This is a genomic window from Falsihalocynthiibacter sp. SS001, from assembly GCF_042445055.1.
Classification (GTDB): Bacteria; Pseudomonadota; Alphaproteobacteria; order Rhodobacterales; family Rhodobacteraceae; genus Falsihalocynthiibacter.
In genome coordinates, this window is record NZ_CP170339.1 from 1067051 (window position 1) to 1084747 (window position 17697).

The following is a 17697-nucleotide window of genomic DNA, read 5'->3' on the forward strand; positions in this document are numbered from 1 at the left end:
GCCGACAAGTGTCAAGGATTAGAACGATTCTAACTTCGGTTTTCTGACTGTTTTGGTGCGGTACCTAGGTGATCGCTTCAAGTTGCTCTTTGCTCAGGTCCCCCGGAACGATGGTAATCGGAACCGGAAGCGTCCCCGCAGATTTGGAAAGTGCGGTCACAAGTGGCCCCGGGCCTCCGCTTCCCGTGCCTGCGCCAAGTACCAGAACGCCGATTTCGGGGTCTTCGCGTACTTGTGCCAAAATCTCGGGCAAGGGCTCTCCTTCGCGGATCACCAATTTGGGGTCGACGCGCTGTCGGTCCCGCATCCATTTGGCAAAAACCTCAAAGTGGACCTCGATCCGTTCGCGTGCTTCGGCGCGCATGATGTCGGCAACTCCGATCCAGTGGTTGAACTCATCAGGCGGAATCACAGAGAGAATCTCAACTCCTGCTCCCGTGTTCGCCGCACGCATCGCGGCAAAGCGCATAGCATTCAGGCATTCGCGGCTATCATCCAATACTACCAAAAACTTACGCATCATTTTCTCCTGTTCGGTGGGATGATGGACGAAAGTTAGGGGGCGCTGCAAGCGTGTTGCGCTATTTGCTGTGATTATCCTTGGCCCATTCCCAATAAAGTTCGCGGAGCTTCTTGGTTACCGGACCAGTTTGGTAATGCGTTTCCTCGAAGGCACTGACGGGTGTGATCTTGGACATATTGCCAGAAAGGAACACCTCGTCCGCGTCGTGGAAATCATCAAACGACAGTACGGTTTCTTGTACTTCGATACCATCTTCGCGGGCGTTGCTGATGTGGCGCGCGCGGGTAATCCCCGAGAGGAAAGTGCCGTTTGCAATCGGAGTTTTGAGCACTCCATCCTTTACCAGGAACGCATTTGCCGTTGCGGATTCGGCAACGTTGCCCGCGAAATCGGCGACGAGGGCGTTGCCAAAACCTTTGGAGTGGGCCTCGGCCAACATCCGCGCGTTGTTGGGATAAAGACAGCCCGCCTTGGCATTCACGACGCTATCCTCGATCACGGGACGGCGGAAACGGGTTCTAGTGAGTGTGGTCGTTGCATCTTCGGGCGCCATTGGGATTTCTTCTAGGGATATCGCAAATCCCGTGGAGTTTTCCTTGGGCACAATCGCCATAAAGCCGCCATCCAATGCCCAATACATCGGACGAATATAGACCGCCGCATCAGACGGATAGGCGGCAAGCCCTTCCCAGACGATATCAATCATGTCCTCTGTAGAAACTGTTGGGGTAATCATCAGGGCCTCGGCCGAACGATTTACGCGCGCGCAATGCAGGTCGAGGTCAGGCGCCAGACCATAGGCATAACGTGCCCCGTCAAAGACCGTGGAGCCAAGCCAGCTTCCGTGGTCGGCAGCTCGCATAATAGAGAGGTCTTGGTCGTGCCACTTACCTTCGAAATATGTGCGGATGTTTTTGCCAGTTGCCATGAGCGCCTCCTAATATCTGTTCAGGAAGCTAGGCAGGGCTAGGTCAAGTGTCCAGACCTAAAAGCGGTCAGGCGGGGCAGCATTCCGCCCCGCCAAGTGAAATTAGCTAACCATGCCGACAATATCATAAGTCTGGGCAAGGATCGGCGCAGTTACGGCCCGTGCCTTTTCCGCACCCGCGCGCAGGATCTTGTCGATCTCGGCAGTATCCTCCATCAGGCGCGCCATTTCTGTCGCGATTGGCGACAGCTTGGAGACAGCAAGTTCCGCGAGTTGTGGCTTGAACGCAGAAAACTCCATTCCGCCGACTTCTGCGATAACCTCGTCAACACTCTTGTCGGCCAGGCCAGCATAGATGTTGATAAGGTTACGCGCCTCTGGTCGATCGGCAAGGCCATCCGCTTCGCTCGGGAGCGCGTCCGGATCGGTTTTGGCTTTGCGGATTTTCTTGGCGATCGTGTCGGTATCATCGGTCATGTTGATCCGACTTGCATCAGACGGGTCGGATTTCGACATCTTCTTGGTTCCGTCACGCAAACTCATGACTCGAGTCGCGGCACCCTCGATCACCGGTTCTGGGATCGGGAAGAAGTCGACGCCATAGTCGTGGTTAAACTTGGTCGCGATATCGCGTGTCAGTTCAATATGCTGTTTCTGATCTTCGCCCACGGGTACGTGCGTCGCGTGATAAACCAGAATGTCCGCTGCCATCAGCGTCGGATAAGCGAATAGCCCAACAGAGGCGGCCTCGCGGTTTTTACCAGCCTTATCCTTGAATTGCGTCATGCGGTTAAGCCAGCCCATGCGCGCAACACAGTTAAAAATCCATGCGAGCTGAGCGTGTTCAGGAACTTGGCTTTGGTTGAACAAGGCGGATTGTGCAGGATCCAGCCCCGCCGCAAGGTACCCCGCAGCAAGTTCGCGCGTAGCGCGGCGCAAATCGTCGGGGTTTTGTGGCATCGTGATCGCGTGCAGATCAACCATGCAATAGAAGGTTTCAACGCCACTGCTTTGCATATCGACGAAACGTTTGATCGCTCCGAGATAGTTGCCAAGTGTCAGGCCGCCAGTTGGCTGGATGCCAGAAAAAACGCGCGGTACAAATTGAGTGCCGAGCTGCGAGGGTGTTTGGACCACCTCGGTCATAAGAAATACTCCATCTGGATTTTTAACGTACGTTGCCTTACCCATAGGGCAAAGGCACGTCAATAAAAGCCTGAATCTGCGAGGTTCCACAAAATGAGCATTCACCAACCCGACGACACGTCAAATCACAACGCGTCGCCGTTCAATAATCTACCTATGGTCGTCGTCGGCCTTGTGATGGTTCTTTCGGTGATCGAGATTCTGTTTAGCCTGAGCGGGCGCGGTCTTATCGGTGGCCCAGAAGCGATCGCTTGGCGGCGGGACGCAATTTATCAGTATGCGCTTATAGGTGAGTTTGTGACGCCCTATCTGGATACGGGGCGGTATGTGCCTGAAATTCTGATGCGTTTTGTGACGTACTCTTTTGTGCATCAGGATTTTGTGTCTACCGCGTTTGTTGTTGTGTTCATCCTGGCGCTGGGGAAAATGACGGCAGAGGCGTTTGGAAGTGCCGCATTCCTCGCGGTTTATTTCACTTCTACACTCGTTGGCGCGATCATCTACTGGGTTATTTTTCGTGAACAGGCGGTTTTGATTGGCGGGTATACTGGGGCGTTCGGGCTTATTGGTGCGTTTACATTTGTGCGTTGGGTGAACCTATCGGTGACAGGGAGCAATCAATATCAGGCGTTCTACCTCATCGGCCTGTTCATGGGGATGCGCCTGTTATTCGGTGTCCTGTTCGGCGGGCATACCGATTGGGTGGCCGAGCTTAGCGGGTTTTTCGTTGGTTTCTTTATGTCGTTCGTCGTTGCACCGGGCGGGGCGAAGGCAATCTTGAACCATATTCGCCGCAACTGATTAGCGGCGCATTGCGGCCCTAAAATCGCCTAGACGGAATGCCCCGATCAGGTGCCCGATGCCGAAATAGCTGACGATGCCAATGGCGATCAGAATGATAAGGCCGAGTGCTTTGGGTCCACCGGCGCCAAAGAGCGGTCCAAGCATAAGTGACGAAAACCACAGACAAACGCCCATGATGAGAGAGGCGATAATGGTACGCACACAGCGCCGCCAGAACGCCCTATCAAAACGCGCTACATCTCCGTAGCGCCGCGCACCAATTGCAAGCATGAGGACCATCGCCCAGCCCGCGACCGTCGTTGCAAGAGCAGCGGCCCAGAACTGGAGGAAAGGCGCAAGTCCGATGGCAATTGCCGCGTTAATCAGCATGGCGACAACAGCAAAATAGAACGGCGTCTTGGTATTCTCGCGCGCGAAATAGACGGGCTGTAGCAGCTTTTGCAAAACGAACGCAGGCAGTCCGAGGCCATAAACAGCGACCGCAGCGGCAGTTGCAGCGGTATCATCCGTTGTGAACGCACCGCGCTCAAACAGTACATTCACAAGCGGGATAGGGATGACGATGAGCGCGACCGCAGCGGGAATAGTAAGTGCCATGGACACATCGCCTGCGCGGCTTAGGGCTTCTCTGCTGCCTTCGTAGTCTTTGGCCCGTAAGCGACGGGATAAATCGGGAAGAAGCACAATTCCAACCGCAATTCCGACAACACCCAGCGGCAATTGATATAGACGATCCGCATAAGAGAGCCACGCAACAGCCCCCTCAAAATGACTGGCGACTTGGCGGCCAACCAGTAGGTTAACCTGTACAACGCCACCAGCCAGCGCGGCGGGGGCGGCAATGATCAGCAGGCGTTTTAGGTCTGGCGTCATCTGCGGACGCCGTGGAACAAGACGAAAGCCCGCGCGCGAAGCGGCGACCCACACAAGCATCATTTGCGCGATGCCTGCGATTGGAACGGTGATCGCAAGAGTTGTGCCGATATCCCAGCCCAATTGCGAAGCCATAACCATGCCGCCAACAAGCAGGATATTGAGTAGAACAGGCGCCGCCGCGGCCGCTGCAAAACGACCTGTCGCGTTCAAGACGCCAGACAGCAGGGCTGAAATCGAAATAAACAGGATATAAGGGAATGCGATGCGCCCGAAGAAAACGGCCAAGTCGAAACGTTCGTCGCCAACGAACCCGCTTGCCATCGCAAGGACGAGCCAAGGCATTGCAAAATGCGCGATAACGGTAAACACGATCAAGATGCCAGCGAGGCCCGACATGGCATCCTCGGCAAAACCCTTGGCGTCATCGCCGCCCTCAAGCTTCTTGGAGAACATCGGCACAAAGGCCATATTGAACGCGCCCTCGGCAAAGAACCGTCGGAACATATTGGGGAGCGAGAACGCCACAAGGAACGCTTCGGCCACTGGCCCTGTTCCCAGGTAACTGGCGATTAGAATATCTCTCACAAATCCCAGAACACGGCTCATAAGGGTCCAGAAACCCACGGTCATGAAGCCAGCCATCATCTTAATCGGTTTCATCCGCGCATCGCCCGCTCTGAACCACTCGAGACCGCGTCACGTATCTTTGCCTCAAGCGCTTTTTGTTTTGCTTCGGCGTGGAACTTTAGGCCGAACATGTCCTTGACATAGAAGGTATCAACGACCTGCTCGCCGTAGGTCGCAATGATTGCCGAGGCGATATAAACGTTGGCATTCGCAAGTGTCCGAGCGAGATCATAGAGCAATCCGGGGCGGTCACGCGTGTCGACCTCTATGATCGTATAGATTTCACTACCTTCGTTATCGAACGTGATGTTGGTACCGACGCGGAAGGCTTTTTCGCGCTTCTTGAGTTTGTCTTTGTCGTCCAGCGCTTCGCGGGCGACAACTTCACCCATGAGCGTTTTCTTGATCATGCTGCGTAATCGGGTCATGCGGCTTTCGGCATATGGATGGCCATTCGCATCCTGAATCCAGAAGATCGCTGTCACAAAACCGTCTTTGGTCGTATAGCTGCGCGCATCCACAACATTTGCCCCGACAATCGCCAAGGCCCCCGCGAGACGCGAGAAAATACCGGGGTGATCCACCATACAGAAACAGGCGCGCGTCGCGTCGCGGGCTTCGTCTAGACTGAGATCAATTCCAATGGATTTTTCATCTGCTTCCTTGAGGAGCTTGGCAAAAACGAGGTGGCTGTTGAGTTGAACGCCCTGCCAATATGGCGGGTAATGGCGTGTTGTTTCCTTGCGAATATCCTTCTTGCTCCAGTCCTTCAGAGCAGCGCGCAGAGCTTTCTTCGCGGCGGTTTCGCGTGTGGTGCGGTTGAGGTCTTCGAGACCGTTTTCAAGTGCAAGTGCCGTTTGCGCATGCAGATCGCGCAGCAGCATCGCTTTCCAATTGTTCCAAGTATCGGGTCCAACGCCGCGGATATCGCAAACCGTTAGAACGGTGAGCAAATCGAGCTGCTTCTTGTTCCCGACGGCTTTGGCAAATCCGCGCACGGTACGTGGATCAGAAATATCGCGCTTCTGCGCTGTATCGGACATCAGCAGGTGGTTACGCACAAGCCATTCGACGGTTTTGCAATCTTTGGGCTTAAGTCCCAGGCGCGCGGCAACCTTTCGTGCGATTTTGGCTCCAAGGATCGAGTGGTCTTCGTCGCGACCTTTCCCGATGTCATGCAAGAGAAGCGCGACATAGAGCACCTTGCGATCAACTCCGCTCGCAAGAATGTCGCTTGCAACTGGGAGTTCCTCAACCAGTTCGCCGCGTTCAATTTGAGACAGGTTCTTGATACACTGGATGGTGTGCTCGTCGACCGTGTAGTGGTGATACATATTGAACTGCATCATCGCTACAATGATCTGAAACTCTGGGATAAACACCCCAAGCACACCGACTTCGTTCATCCGCCGCAGGGCGCGTTCCGGATTGCCGTGCTTCAGAAGTAAATCAAGGAAAATGCGCTGGGCTTCTTTGTTCTTTCTTACTTCGCTGTCGATAGAATCCAGATGCGCCGCAATAACGCGCATCGCTTCGGGGTGGAGGAGCAAACCCGTGCGTAGGGCCTCTTCGAAAATACGCAGAATATTGAGCTTGTCCGCGAGGAATGCTTTCTCGTTAACAAACGTCAGACGGTTATGGACAATTTTGAAACCGTCGCGTGTCTTGCGTTTGCGGCGGAAGAGGCCAACGAGAAGCGGCTCTTTCTTAACGTGGGATTCCTCAAGCGTCGTAAGGAAAATCCGCGTGAGTTCCCCAACGCGGGTTGCGTGGCGGAAATAGTCTTGCATGAAATATTCAACAGCGCGCCGACCAGCGCGGTCCACGTATCCCATGCGCGACGCAACTTCGACCTGCATATCAAAGCTGAGGATATCCATAGCGCGCCCTGCAATCAGGTGCAGGTGACAGCGGGTCGCCCAAAGGAAATCCTCGGCGCGCTCAAAGCTGTCGTATTCGTCCTGATCGAACATACCAATCTGAACCAGCTCCTTGGCATACTGAACGCCATGCAAGTACTTCGCGACCCAGAATAGGGTCTGCAAATCGCGTAGACCGCCTTTGCCTTCTTTTACGTTTGGCTCGACGACATATCGTTGACCGCCTTGTTTCAGGTGTCGCTGCGCGCGCTCATCCAGCTTGGCTTCGATGAACTCGGGCGCCGTTCCCTTGAATAGGTTCTTGGTCAGGCTCTGGTCAAATTCGGCGACGAGCGGTTGGTAGCCCGCAATAAAGCGATGCTCCAGAAGCGCCGTGCGGATTGTGAAATCCTCTCGCCCCAAACGAATGCAGTCTTTGATTGTGCGGCTAGAGTGCCCAACCTTCAGACGCAAATCCCAAAGGATATAAAGCATGCTTTCGATAACGCTCTCGGCCCACGGCGTGATTTTGTAGGGCGTCAGAAAGAGAAGATCGACATCCGAGTGCGGCGCCATTTCCGCGCGGCCGTATCCACCGACCGCCAAAAGCGCGAGGCGCTCACCGTCGGTTGGGTTCGGGTTTGGATGAAGCCAAAGCGTCGCGACCTCGTGGGTCAGGACGACAATGCAATCCATCAGATAGGTATAGGCGCTGGTGACAGGTTTGGCGTCGAAGGGCCGTTCGGCAAAGGCTGCTTCGATGGCTGCGTTGCCCTTTTTGCGGGCGGCAAGCAGGTAATTGACCGTCAGAGTGCGCTTTTCTGTGTTGTCAGTCGCCAAATCCAGTGACGCCGCAAGCTCTTTTCTTGCAGCGTCAAGGTTCAGAATGTCATTTGGTTCGCAAATCAGCTCAGGAGCTGGATAGGCGAGGGGAGGCGTTGGGGCAGCTGTCTTAGAAGCCAGAGCCAGAGAAGCTTCTTGGTGCGGGGTCAATGACGATTACCTGATTTTGTTGGATCTGCGCGATGGCCAGACCACGTTGGTTTGTCCCGTCGGGGAGGAGTCGGAAAGCACCGTTTACGCCCGCAAAGCCAGAAGACTGCGTGAGCGCCGACTTGGTGAGAGCGTTGGAATTGCCGCCACGGACAAGCGCGCCGATCGCCGCGATCCCGTCATATGCAAGTCCAGAGATCGGATGCGGAGCCTCGCCGAAAGAGGCTTGGTAACGGCTTGCGTACGCGCTTGAGAGGCTGGGATCAGGAAGGGCGAACCAGCCATTCTGTACACCCGGCAAAGCGAGCGTTGCCGATGGAATGTCCCAGCGTGTCAGACCGATGAACTGTGTTGTACTTGGGCTAACACCATTCTCGGGAAGTAGCTGCGTGAGCAAAGGCAGCGCGCCTTCGGTGCCAGAAGCAAAGAGTATCGCTTGTGCACCAGAGCTTTGCGCGTCGCGGGCAATCGCGGGCACCGCGTTGATAACACCCTGCTGGCTCATCTCAAACGAGCTAACGCCCGTTACGTTGGCGCCATAGTTACTTGCCGAGCGCAACAAGGCATCGCGCCCTGCGGCTTCGGAAACGTTGTCGGCACCATGAACGATCATAACGTCACGAAGTCCACGCTGCGTGGCATAAGAAACAATACGATCCGCTGTGTTCTCGAAGGTGTTCCCCAGAACAAATACGTTGCCGCCAGCAATCGAGGGCTGGTTAGAGAAGGCGAGAATATTGACATTCGTGCCCGAAAGGGCAACGCCCGCAGCATTCGCGGACTGACCATAGAGCGGCCCGATAATAATTTTAGCGCCATCATCAACGGCCGTTCTTGCGACGGCAGCGGCACGGTCGGCTTGGCCAGCGGTGTTATAAACACGCAGATCAATCTGCACTCCATCAAGGTCTGCAATCGCCAAGCGGGCAGCGTTTTCAAGGGAGCGCGCGATGATATTGTCACCAGCACTTGCCGATTCTCCCGGAATCAAAAGCGCCACTGGAACAGGATTAGAGGTGTTGATCGTCGGCCCCGATCGCATGGTCGGCGCTTGGCAAGCTGCAACGATAACTGCAGAAAATAGGAGGAAAACTAGGTTAATTCCCTTGCGGGCACTCTTGAAAACAGCAAACATAACGTGTCTCTCTCCAAATATCTGTAATGCGCTAAATGTAATGTCAGGTCGGTGCGAACTTAAGCGTTTGTGCCTCAATAGTAAACGTCACGGAAGGCGTGAATAGATGAATTTTGAAACAAAAAAGCTGAGTGTGGGGCTATATTTCGTGGCGACTCCAATCGGAACGGCACGTGATATCACTTTGCGCGCGTTGGATATTCTGGCTTCCGCCGACGTTATCGCCGCCGAAGACACGCGGACTGCTAGGCGACTTATGGACATCCACGCGATCCCGTTGGGCGATAGGCCGCTTATTGCATATCACGATCACAACGGCGCACAGGCGCGTCCGCGTCTCTTGAGATATCTTGAGGAAGGCAAATCTGTTGCTTATGCGTCCGAAGCTGGAACCCCATTGGTGGCGGATCCTGGATATGGACTCGCGCAGGCGGTCATTGAGCAGGGCGGAGCAGTCACGTCTGCTCCTGGGCCAAGCGCGGTAATCGCTGCGCTGACAATCGCTGGTTTGCCGACAGATCAGTTTCACTTCGCAGGTTTTTCTCCCAATAGCTCAAAGGCCCGCCAGAATTTCATTCAATCCCTCGCCAAGATCGAAGCAACGCTCGTTTTCTATGAATCCCCGAAACGAATAGCGGCCGCGCTTAACGACCTGTCGAAATTCTTGGGGCCCGAGCGAAAAGCGGCAGTATGCCGTGAAATTACCAAGAAATTTGAAGAGGTTGCACGCGGCACACTGTCCGAACTCGCCGCAGAGTTTTCTGAGCGTAACGTCAAAGGCGAGATTGTTGTGGTCGTTGACGGTATGGGCGACGAAGCTGTCGAGGGCCAATCAATCGAAGATGCGCTGAAAAATGCAATGGAGAGCCATTCCATTAAAGATTCTGCAACTATTGTGGCCCAAGCTCTGAATGTGCCGCGCAGAGAAGTGTACCAAACCGCGCTCGCCATGAATAAGGATAAAGTCGATTGAATGGCTCAATGAGATATCACGCGGGCCTCGCGGCCGAAGAAATCGCTGGTCGATCATATGCTGGGCGTGGAATGCCGATTGCGAGAAAACGGTGGCGCGGAGTTTCAGGCGAAATTGATCTGATTGCTCGCCGCGGTGATGCGGTTGTATTCGTTGAAGTAAAGAAAAGTCGTAGTTTCGCAACCGCTGCGCAACGCGTGTCACGCCGTCAAATGCAGCGTATCTACGGAGCGGCGTCAGAGTTTCTGGCAGGCGAGCCAAACGGGCAGGATACGGATGTGCGGTTCGACGTTGCGCTGGTGAATGATGTCGGCGAGGTCCAAATTATCGAAAACGCGTTCGGACATATCTAATCTCCCATTGAACCCGCGCAATTGGTGCGTCATCTATTGGGCAACAAGGAGATAAACTATGTCGCTCAAAGTTGCTTTTCAAATGGATCCTATCGAGGCGTTCGATATCAATGCGGATAGTTCATTCCGCCTTGCGGAGGCCGCGCAACAGCGAGGGCACGAACTTTTCTACTACACTCCCGATAAACTAGCCTTTCAGGAAGGGCGCATTACCGCGCGGGGTTGGCCGCTCACTGTGCGTCGTGAAGTGGGGAACCATTTTACCAAAGGCGACGAGGTTGAGGTCGACCTTTCCGAATTCGACGTCGTTTGGCTTCGTCAAGATCCGCCGTTTGATATGGGATATATCACGACGACGCACCTTTTGGACCGACTGCGCGATACGACACAGGTGGTGAACGATCCGTTTTGGGTGCGTAATTACCCCGAGAAGTTGTTGGTTCTCGACTTTCCTGAACTTACTCCGCCCACGACAATTGCGAGGGACTTGGATACAATTCGTGCATTCAAGGCGAAGCATGAAGATGTCATCCTAAAGCCTCTTTACGGAAACGGTGGCGCGGGTGTTTTCCGGCTTGGCACAGATGACCGCAATCTCGCGTCGCTGCATGAGTTGTTCAGTGGCATCAATCGCGAGCCGCTCATCGTTCAGAAATTTCTGCCAGATGTTTCCAACGGCGACAAACGCGTGATTCTGGTGGACGGAGTACCAGTTGGTGCAATTAATCGTGTGCCAGCCCAAGGCGAAACGCGTTCAAATATGCACGTCGGTGGTCGGCCCGAGAAGATCGGGTTAACGGCCCGCGATCTCGAAATCTGCGATGCGATTGGGCCACTGTTGCGCGAGAAGGGGCAGATATTTGTCGGAATTGATATTATCGGCGACTATCTGACCGAGATTAACGTGACATCACCGACAGGCATTCTGGAGCTTGAGCGTTTCGATGGCGTAAATGTTGCAGATCAAGTGTGGGATGCAATCGAAAAGAAACGCGCCTAACGTCGCTTAGCAGATATCAATCGATAGCTTAAAGCCTCGGCGATGTGTTTGCGTTGGACGTCTTCGCTGACATCTAGGTCGGCGATTGTACGGGAAACACGTAGGATACGGTGATATCCCCGTGCGGTTAGCCCGAACTTTTCGGCGGCAGTTCGAAGGTAACAGCGGTCGGACGTGTCTAGTGCGGTTATATCCTCAAGGAGTTCCCCTTCCGCGTCAGCATTTTGGTGGACTCCATCAATGCCAGTGTATCGAGCTTCTTGCAGATCGCGGGCCGCTAGGACACGGGTAGCGATTGTGTTGCTTGGTTCGCCGTCTTGCGGGAGGTCCATATCGCGGAAACTGACTGGGGGAACTTCGACTTGGAGGTCGAACCTGTCCATCAATGGGCCTGATATTTTGCCAAGGTAGTCCTCTGAGCAAATTGGAGCGCGGCTACAGGCGCGTTCAGGATCGGAAAAATATCCGCATTTGCAAGGGTTCGCAGCAGCCACAAGCATGAAGCGACACGGGTAATGTACATGAGCGTTCGCGCGGGCCACCGCGACTTCGCCGATTTCGAGGGGCTGGCGCAAGCTGTCGAGCACGTTTCGATTGTGCTCTGGAAACTCATCCATGAACAACACGCCGTTGTGCGCGAATGATATCTCACCAGGGAGTGCCGCCCGCCCTCCGCCGACGATTGCCGCCATTGATGCGGTGTGGTGCGGCGCGCGGAATGGGCGGTCGCGGCTGATTCCGCCGCCAGACAACAGACCAGCAACGGAATGGATCATCGACGTTTCGAGTGCTTCACGTGGGGAAAGTGGTGGCATTATACCCGAAATACGGGATGCCAGCATCGACTTTCCAGAGCCGGGCGTGCCGATGAGTAGCGTGTGATGTCTGCCTGCCGCCGCAATTTCTAGTGCGCGCTTTGCTTTTTCTTGCCCCTTTACGTCTCGCATATCACGAACGGTTTGGCCTTGCGACGCCTCGCTGGGGGGCGATGCCGCTAGGGGCGATTGGCCTGTAAAGTGTTGCACCGCCGCAGTAATGCTCTTGGCGCCGAGTGCTTGCGTGCTGCTCACCCAAGCTGCTTCTGGCGCGCAATCGAGTGGGCAAAAGAAATCCTTATCAAGGGATGCTGCCGTGAGTGCCGCGGGGAGGGCGCCGTTAACGTAGGTTAGTGTGCCGTCGAGGGACAACTCTCCGATCGAGATAACCTCGCTGGCTTTGTCTTGGGGGATGACTTCAAGTGCCGTTAGCAGGCAAATCGCGATTGGCAGGTCGTAATGCGAGCCGGATTTTGGGAGGTCGGCGGGCGTTAAGTTGATGGTGATCCGTTTTGAGGGGAGCGCAACGCCCATCGCCGTAAGCGACGCACGAATGCGCTCTCCCGCTTCTGAGACTGATTTCCCAGCAAGCCCGACGATTGAGAATGCGGGCAATCCGGGATTTATAGAACACTGGACCTCAACGAGTTGTGCTTCAATCCCTTCAAACGCCACCGTATAGGACCGCGCGACCATATCACCCCACCTCAACCATTCGTCAACGATGAGAGAGGTAGCGCAGTCTTGGTTTAGGAAAGGTTAACAGTTCGCTAGACGATTGCCATAAATCTGGGCCATGCTTCGGGATCAGCGACCGTTTTGTCGCGACAGAACGGGTTGCAGAAGCCAAAAATGCGCCCGTCCATCTCCATAAAATCCGTCACCTGCTTGCCAGAAAAGGGGCAGGTCGTGTTTTCCGAATGACCTGCAGGCACAGCCCGAGCAGAAAGTGATGTCGGTCCCGGCCAAGCCTTCAGCGCAAAGTCACGTTTGTAAAACGGTTGATCCGGCCCATCGACAAGGCCCATAGCGCGCCAGCGGCGGAATGCAGGGTCGTTAAGATGTGCATTTACATAATCCTGTGCCGCGTCTGAAACCTCTAGGCCATAACCCGCGATCCGCGCGGCGATGGGGGCGTAGAACGCGTCAGCTGCGGAATACTCGCCACACAGCCAAGGAGTTTTACTATTTGTCGCTTCACGGGCCGTGGCCCAAATTTCCTCGAGACGGCGCAGGTCTTTAGTTACGGAAGCGTCTGGTGAAAAATTGCTATAGGAAACGCGGAGGTTCATTGGGCATGCTTCGCGAAGTGCTCCGAAACCAGCGTGCATCTCGGCGGCCAGACTGCGGGCGATTGCGCGGTGGTTTGGGTCGGACGGCCAAATATTTGCCTCTGGATGACGACTCGCGAGCTCTTCGGCAATGGTGAGCGATTCCGAGATCACAAGACCGTCCGACGTTTTGACTGCAGGGACCAGCCGCGACGGCGCGAACTCCTTCAACATTTCAGGAAACGCATCGGTGTAGAGCCGTGCAAAACGTGTTTCGCAAGGGATGCCGAATTTTTCAAAGAGCAGCCATCCCCTTAGGGACCAACTGGAGTAGGCGCGATCGCCGAGTGCAAGAAGATATGTCATGCCTGAGCATTAGCAGAGAGCGTCCATCACTCAAAATGATGTTTTCACATGGATGACATCAAGGAATTTGATTGATGCAATCGGCGCTCCAGCGGCCGTCAAAGCTAAGACAGCTTATAGAGAGGTTATCGATCTTTTGCGCAAAAGCGTCAGTCGTCGAGATATTCAAGGCGCGCTGCACTTGGCAAAGGATCGCGCCGAAATGGGCGACAACGATGATGTCATCAGGGGGGAGCTTTGCGATCCGATCCGCCGCGCCACCGACCCGCGCGCAAAGTTCATCCCAGCTCTCGCCATCTGGCGCGGTGCTTGCGCCCGGTTTATCCCAGAATTGCTTCAAGAGATCAGGGTCTTGGGCGTTGGCCTGATCGAAGGTTAGTCCTTCCCAGCGGCCAAAGTGTATTTCGCGCAGGTCAGCGTCGAGCGGGTATTGAACGCGGTTGCGAGTAAGTTTCGCGGCAGTTTCTTGGGCGCGTTTGAGCGGGGAAGAGATGATCGCTGCGTCTCGCGGTAGGGCGTCGTTAAGGCGATCAAAAGCTGCGTCGTCGGAAACATCAGCACTGATGTCGCTCCAGCCGACCATGGATTTTGCGTGCGTCGGCGCATGGCGCACCCACCAAAGTCGCGTCATTGTGGTGCCGCCCCCTTAAGATGCAACGGTAGCCCCGCAACAACCAGCGCCGCATAGTCGGCCTGCGCCGCGATTTTCTGGTTCAAACGACCATGAGTCTCGCGAAAATCCCGCGACATGGCATCTGCGGGAACGATGCCAGCGCCAACCTCGTTGCTCACGACGACAACGGGTGCGGGGCATTGCGCCAGCGCATCTAGCAATTTCTCAAATTCACTCGATGTTTCTCTGTTCGCCAGAAAAAGATTGGATAGCCAAAGCGTTGCGCAATCAAACAAGATCGCCGAATCCGCATTGGCATCCTCAAAAATAGGGCCAACATCGACAGGCTCTTCAATTGTTGTCCAGCCGCCCCCTCGCGACACCTTATGTCGAGAAATCTTATTTTCCATCTCGGAATCAAAGGCTTGCGCGCTCGCCAAATATGTTTTCGGCCCTTGGTGCGCTGTGAGCAACCCTTCCGCATAAGAGGATTTTCCAGAGGCTGCACCCCCGATAATAAAGCTGAGTTTTGGCAGCATTCGTTTTTCCCTAGCATTTTGACTAGCACTAGCAAACTTGTACGGAGAGGTTAAGGGTGGCAATTTCCACCATGGCACAATAGCAATAAAGGACGTGTGAAAAAGGGGCCGTATATGCTGGCGCAAAAACGTATTCTCTTGATTATTGGCGGCGGGATCGCGGCCTATAAATCGCTGGATCTGATAAGAAAACTGCGCGAACGCGGAGCGAGCGTGACGCCGGTTCTGACCAAGGCCGCGACAGAGTTCGTGACGCCCATGTCCGTTTCTGCATTGGCCGCGAGCAAAGTTTATCAGGAGTTGTTTGATCTGACCGACGAGGCAGAGATGGGGCATATTGAGCTTTCCCGTGCTGCCGATTTGATCGTGGTCGCCCCAGCGACGGCTGATTTGATGGCCAAGGCGGTGGCAGGTCATGCGAACGACCTTGCCAGCACGCTTTTGTTGGCAACCGATACCGAAATACTCTACGCGCCCTCGATGAACGTGCGCATGTGGGAGCACGCCGCCACGCAGCGAAACGTGGCGCAACTCAAGCGAGACGGAGCGGCTCTTGTTGGGCCGAATGAGGGCGACATGGCCTGTGGCGAATTTGGCCCCGGCCGTATGTCGGAGCCATTGGAAATAGTCGCTGCGATTGAGGCCAAGCTCTCTGATGGTCCTCTTGCGGGGCGGCGCGTTCTGGTTACATCCGGCCCAACCCATGAGCCAATTGACCCCGTACGATATATAGCAAATCGCTCGTCCGGTGCGCAGGGGACGGCCATCGCGGCTGCGCTCGCATCGTTGGGAGCCGAGGTCGTGTTTGTGACCGGACCAGCGGATGTGCCGCCACCAGACGGAGTGCATGTTGTAAAGGTCCAATCGGCGCGCGAGATGCTTGAAGCTGTCGAAAGTTCGCTACCCGTGGACGCCGCAGTGTTCGCGGCAGCGGTTGCGGATTGGCGTGTGTCAAACACAAGCTCATCCAAGATGAAGAAGGGCGCACAGGGGCTGCCAGAGCTTAACTTCGTTGAAAACCCTGATATCTTGGCGAGCGTCAGTGGTCACGCAATGCGCCCCAACCTTGTGGTCGGTTTTGCAGCGGAAACAGATGACGTGGTCGAGAATGCAACGGCCAAGCGTAAACGCAAGGGCTGTGACTGGATTGTGGCCAATGATGTGTCGCCAGAAACAGGGATCATGGGGGGCGACGAAAACGCGGTCGTTCTGATTTCAGACCGCGGCGCAGAAACGTGGCCGCGCATGGGCAAAACAGAGGTCGCGGCGCGGCTGGCACAAAATATCGCGTCTGCGATTGCCGACTAGAATACGGGTATATCTTGATGACCGAGCAAATCGTTAAACTTAAGTGGATTGATGGTGCCGACCAATCGTTGAAGCTCCCCAGCTATGAAACCATTGGTTCAGCAGGTGCAGACATTCGCGCAAACTTCCCCGCAGAGCAACGCGAAGGTATTACGCTTGCGCCGCTTGAGCGCGCACTCGTTCCGACGGGTTTGGCGATGGAAATCCCGCAGGGATTTGAGGTTCAGGTGCGCCCGCGTTCGGGATTGGCACTCAAGCACGGTGTCACGCTTTTGAATGCCCCGGGTACGATTGACTCAGATTATCGAGGGCCGTTGGGGGTGATCGTCGTGAATCTTGGCCAAGAGGATTTCCATGTCGCCCATGGTGACCGGATTGCGCAGTTAATCGTCGCCCCTGTAATCCAAGCGGAGTTCGCAATCGTCAACGAACTGGACGAAACCGAGCGCGGAGCGGGTGGCTTTGGTTCGACCGGAAAGCGCGACGCATGATTGTTACGCTGTTACTCATGGCGCTGATCTGGTTTGGCGGTGGGTATTTGGGTATGCGCAGAGGTGTTCGGCAGGCACTGATCGTGGCGATCTATCTGTTTGGAATGCTCGCCCACGTTGCCCTCCCAAGCGGCAACGCGTTGCGGGGATATTTTGGCGCAGTCTGGGGCGAATGGGCGCTGGTCGGAATCGTCCTGTTCGCGGTGATTGGGGCGCGCACTGGCCTTGCTTGGTTGCGTGAAAAGGCGCAAAAGCACGCTCCTGAGAAGAAGAGGCCAAGTGATCTGACCGATACCGAGGTCGACCGCTATGCACGTCACATTTTTCTAAGAGAGATCGGTGGAGCGGGTCAAAAACGACTAAAAAAATCCAAGGTGTTGGTTATAGGCGCGGGTGGCCTTGGGGCGCCTGCGTCACTCTATCTAGCGGCCGCAGGTGTTGGGAGAATTGGCATCATTGACGATGATGTCGTCGATAGTTCGAACCTACAGCGCCAAGTAATCCACAAGGATTCAAACATCGGAATACCCAAGGTATTCTCCGCCGAACAGGAATTAGCTGCTCAGAACCCATTTATTGAAATCCGACCTTATAATCGTCGCCTGACCGCGGAGTTGGCCGCTGAGTTGTTTGCGGAATATGACCTCATTCTAGATGGAACCGATAATTTCGAAACGCGATATTTAGTTAATGCAACGGCGGTGAAGCTCGGGAAACCATTGATTTCCGCCGCTATGACACAGTGGGAAGGGCAGATTTCGCTCTATGATCCCGCACATGGAGCGCCTTGTTATCAATGTGTTTTCCCTGAAGCGCCAGCTGACGGCTTAGCTCCAAGCTGTGCAGAAGCTGGCGTTGCGGGGCCGCTTCCGGGGGTGATTGGATCGCTGATGGCGCTCGAAGCTGTTAAGGAAATTACACAGGCAGGCGAGGGGTTGCGTGGGCAACTCTTGATGTATGACGGGCTCTACGCCGTGGCGCGCAAGATCGCTGTGAAAAAACGCTCCGATTGTCCGATATGCGGCACAAAATCATAGGTGGCATCTGGCGCATTGCTGTCGTCGTGACTAGCTTGGC

The 17697-nt window shown here is 55.0% G+C and carries 17 protein-coding genes; 7 read left to right on the plus strand and 10 right to left on the minus strand.

Annotation, left to right across the window (positions count from 1 at the left end; all coding sequences use genetic code 11):
• Window positions 1-64: 64 nt before the first annotated feature.
• The 3 genes from ACFE33_RS05310 to trpS all read right to left on the minus strand — a co-directional run bounded on the left by ACFE33_RS05310 (window position 65) and on the right by trpS (window position 2597).
• Window positions 65-520: a universal stress protein gene (locus tag ACFE33_RS05310; RefSeq protein WP_380057853.1), complete on the minus strand. Its 456-nt coding sequence runs from the start codon at window positions 518-520 to the stop codon at window positions 65-67.
• 61 nt (window positions 521-581) lie between these two features.
• Complete coding sequence (locus tag ACFE33_RS05315; protein WP_380057855.1) at window positions 582-1451, minus strand: branched-chain amino acid aminotransferase; 870 nt, start codon at window positions 1449-1451, stop codon at window positions 582-584.
• Window positions 1452-1553: 102 nt separating this feature from the next.
• Complete coding sequence (gene trpS, locus ACFE33_RS05320) at window positions 1554-2597, minus strand: tryptophan--tRNA ligase (protein WP_380057856.1); 1044 nt, start codon at window positions 2595-2597, stop codon at window positions 1554-1556.
• Window positions 2598-2690: 93 nt separating this feature from the next.
• Here trpS and ACFE33_RS05325 point away from each other — a divergent pair, with 93 nt between their 5' ends.
• Entirely contained in the window at window positions 2691-3398 is a 708-nt protein-coding gene (locus ACFE33_RS05325; protein WP_380057857.1) for a rhomboid family intramembrane serine protease, read from the plus strand.
• Here ACFE33_RS05325 and murJ read toward each other — a convergent pair whose 3' ends face one another.
• From murJ to ACFE33_RS05340, 3 genes are read right to left on the minus strand one after another with little or no spacing between them, the layout of a single operon-like run.
• Entirely contained in the window at window positions 3399-4937 is a 1539-nt protein-coding gene (gene murJ / locus ACFE33_RS05330; RefSeq protein WP_380057858.1) for a murein biosynthesis integral membrane protein MurJ, read from the minus strand.
• Window positions 4934-7756: a [protein-PII] uridylyltransferase gene (locus ACFE33_RS05335; RefSeq protein WP_380057859.1), complete on the minus strand. Its 2823-nt coding sequence runs from the start codon at window positions 7754-7756 to the stop codon at window positions 4934-4936. The genes murJ and ACFE33_RS05335 overlap by 4 nt, the downstream gene beginning before the upstream one ends.
• Window positions 7716-8891 (minus strand): penicillin-binding protein activator, encoded by a 1176-nt coding sequence (locus tag ACFE33_RS05340; protein ID WP_380057860.1) that lies wholly within the window; start codon window positions 8889-8891, stop codon window positions 7716-7718. The genes ACFE33_RS05335 and ACFE33_RS05340 overlap by 41 nt, the downstream gene beginning before the upstream one ends.
• A gap of 106 nt (window positions 8892-8997) precedes the next feature.
• On the opposite strand from ACFE33_RS05340, the gene rsmI reads away from it, so the two are divergent.
• Genes rsmI through gshB form a run of 3 tightly spaced genes read left to right on the plus strand, consistent with a single transcriptional unit; the run spans window position 8998 to window position 11217 of the window.
• The gene (gene rsmI, locus ACFE33_RS05345; protein WP_380057861.1) at window positions 8998-9864 is read left to right on the plus strand and encodes a 16S rRNA (cytidine(1402)-2'-O)-methyltransferase; all 867 of its coding nucleotides are present in this window, start codon (window positions 8998-9000) and stop codon (window positions 9862-9864) included.
• On the plus strand, window positions 9861-10217 hold the full coding sequence (locus ACFE33_RS05350) for a YraN family protein (protein WP_380057862.1): 357 nt from the start codon (window positions 9861-9863) through the stop codon (window positions 10215-10217). The genes rsmI and ACFE33_RS05350 overlap by 4 nt, the downstream gene beginning before the upstream one ends.
• Window positions 10218-10275: 58 nt before the next feature.
• Window positions 10276-11217 carry a glutathione synthase gene (gene gshB / locus ACFE33_RS05355; protein ID WP_380057863.1) on the plus strand — a complete coding sequence of 314 codons (942 nt, stop codon included), beginning with the start codon at window positions 10276-10278 and terminating at the stop codon, window positions 11215-11217.
• Here gshB and ACFE33_RS05360 read toward each other — a convergent pair.
• The 4 genes from ACFE33_RS05360 to cobU all read right to left on the minus strand — a co-directional run bounded on the left by ACFE33_RS05360 (window position 11214) and on the right by cobU (window position 14821).
• On the minus strand, window positions 11214-12728 hold the full coding sequence (locus tag ACFE33_RS05360; RefSeq protein ID WP_380057864.1) for a YifB family Mg chelatase-like AAA ATPase: 1515 nt from the start codon (window positions 12726-12728) through the stop codon (window positions 11214-11216). The genes gshB and ACFE33_RS05360 overlap by 4 nt on opposite strands.
• A gap of 74 nt (window positions 12729-12802) precedes the next feature.
• Entirely contained in the window at window positions 12803-13669 is an 867-nt protein-coding gene (locus ACFE33_RS05365) for a glutathione S-transferase (RefSeq protein WP_380057865.1), read from the minus strand.
• 58 nt (window positions 13670-13727) lie between these two features.
• The gene (locus ACFE33_RS05370; protein WP_380057866.1) at window positions 13728-14300 is read right to left on the minus strand and encodes a histidine phosphatase family protein; all 573 of its coding nucleotides are present in this window, start codon (window positions 14298-14300) and stop codon (window positions 13728-13730) included.
• Window positions 14297-14821 carry a bifunctional adenosylcobinamide kinase/adenosylcobinamide-phosphate guanylyltransferase gene (gene cobU / locus ACFE33_RS05375; RefSeq protein WP_380057868.1) on the minus strand — a complete coding sequence of 175 codons (525 nt, stop codon included), beginning with the start codon at window positions 14819-14821 and terminating at the stop codon, window positions 14297-14299. Before cobU ends, ACFE33_RS05370 begins: the two co-directional genes overlap by 4 nt.
• Before the next feature lie 114 nt (window positions 14822-14935).
• Between cobU and coaBC the strand changes: the two genes are divergently transcribed.
• The 3 genes from coaBC to ACFE33_RS05390 are packed head-to-tail and all read left to right on the plus strand — an operon-like array spanning window position 14936 to window position 17657.
• Entirely contained in the window at window positions 14936-16129 is a 1194-nt protein-coding gene (coaBC, locus tag ACFE33_RS05380; RefSeq protein ID WP_380057870.1) for a bifunctional phosphopantothenoylcysteine decarboxylase/phosphopantothenate--cysteine ligase CoaBC, read from the plus strand.
• Between the two features lie 17 nt (window positions 16130-16146).
• Window positions 16147-16620, plus strand: a complete 474-nt coding sequence (dut, locus tag ACFE33_RS05385; RefSeq protein ID WP_380057872.1) for a dUTP diphosphatase — start codon at window positions 16147-16149, stop codon at window positions 16618-16620.
• Window positions 16617-17657 (plus strand): HesA/MoeB/ThiF family protein, encoded by a 1041-nt coding sequence (locus ACFE33_RS05390; protein ID WP_380057873.1) that lies wholly within the window; start codon window positions 16617-16619, stop codon window positions 17655-17657. The genes dut and ACFE33_RS05390 overlap by 4 nt, the downstream gene beginning before the upstream one ends.
• The last annotated feature ends 40 nt before the right edge of the window (window positions 17658-17697 follow it).

What these genes read in the sequence shown, in the direction of transcription:
- ACFE33_RS05310 (WP_380057853.1), bottom strand. Translation starts at nt 520, where the DNA reads ATGCGTAAGTTTTTGGTAGTATTGGATGATAGCCGCGAATGCCTGAAT.
- ACFE33_RS05315 (WP_380057855.1), bottom strand. Translation starts at nt 1,451, where the DNA reads ATGGCAACTGGCAAAAACATCCGCACATATTTCGAAGGTAAGTGGCAC.
- trpS (WP_380057856.1), bottom strand. Translation starts at nt 2,597, where the DNA reads ATGACCGAGGTGGTCCAAACACCCTCGCAGCTCGGCACTCAATTTGTA.
- ACFE33_RS05325 (WP_380057857.1), top strand. Translation starts at nt 2,691, where the DNA reads ATGAGCATTCACCAACCCGACGACACGTCAAATCACAACGCGTCGCCG.
- murJ (WP_380057858.1), bottom strand. Translation starts at nt 4,937, where the DNA reads ATGAAACCGATTAAGATGATGGCTGGCTTCATGACCGTGGGTTTCTGG.
- ACFE33_RS05340 (WP_380057860.1), bottom strand. Translation starts at nt 8,891, where the DNA reads ATGTTTGCTGTTTTCAAGAGTGCCCGCAAGGGAATTAACCTAGTTTTC.
- rsmI (WP_380057861.1), top strand. Translation starts at nt 8,998, where the DNA reads ATGAATTTTGAAACAAAAAAGCTGAGTGTGGGGCTATATTTCGTGGCG.
- gshB (WP_380057863.1), top strand. Translation starts at nt 10,276, where the DNA reads ATGTCGCTCAAAGTTGCTTTTCAAATGGATCCTATCGAGGCGTTCGAT.
- ACFE33_RS05360 (WP_380057864.1), bottom strand. Translation starts at nt 12,728, where the DNA reads ATGGTCGCGCGGTCCTATACGGTGGCGTTTGAAGGGATTGAAGCACAA.
- ACFE33_RS05365 (WP_380057865.1), bottom strand. Translation starts at nt 13,669, where the DNA reads ATGACATATCTTCTTGCACTCGGCGATCGCGCCTACTCCAGTTGGTCC.
- ACFE33_RS05370 (WP_380057866.1), bottom strand. Translation starts at nt 14,300, where the DNA reads ATGACGCGACTTTGGTGGGTGCGCCATGCGCCGACGCACGCAAAATCC.
- cobU (WP_380057868.1), bottom strand. Translation starts at nt 14,821, where the DNA reads ATGCTGCCAAAACTCAGCTTTATTATCGGGGGTGCAGCCTCTGGAAAA.
- coaBC (WP_380057870.1), top strand. Translation starts at nt 14,936, where the DNA reads ATGCTGGCGCAAAAACGTATTCTCTTGATTATTGGCGGCGGGATCGCG.
- dut (WP_380057872.1), top strand. Translation starts at nt 16,147, where the DNA reads ATGACCGAGCAAATCGTTAAACTTAAGTGGATTGATGGTGCCGACCAA.
- ACFE33_RS05390 (WP_380057873.1), top strand. Translation starts at nt 16,617, where the DNA reads ATGATTGTTACGCTGTTACTCATGGCGCTGATCTGGTTTGGCGGTGGG.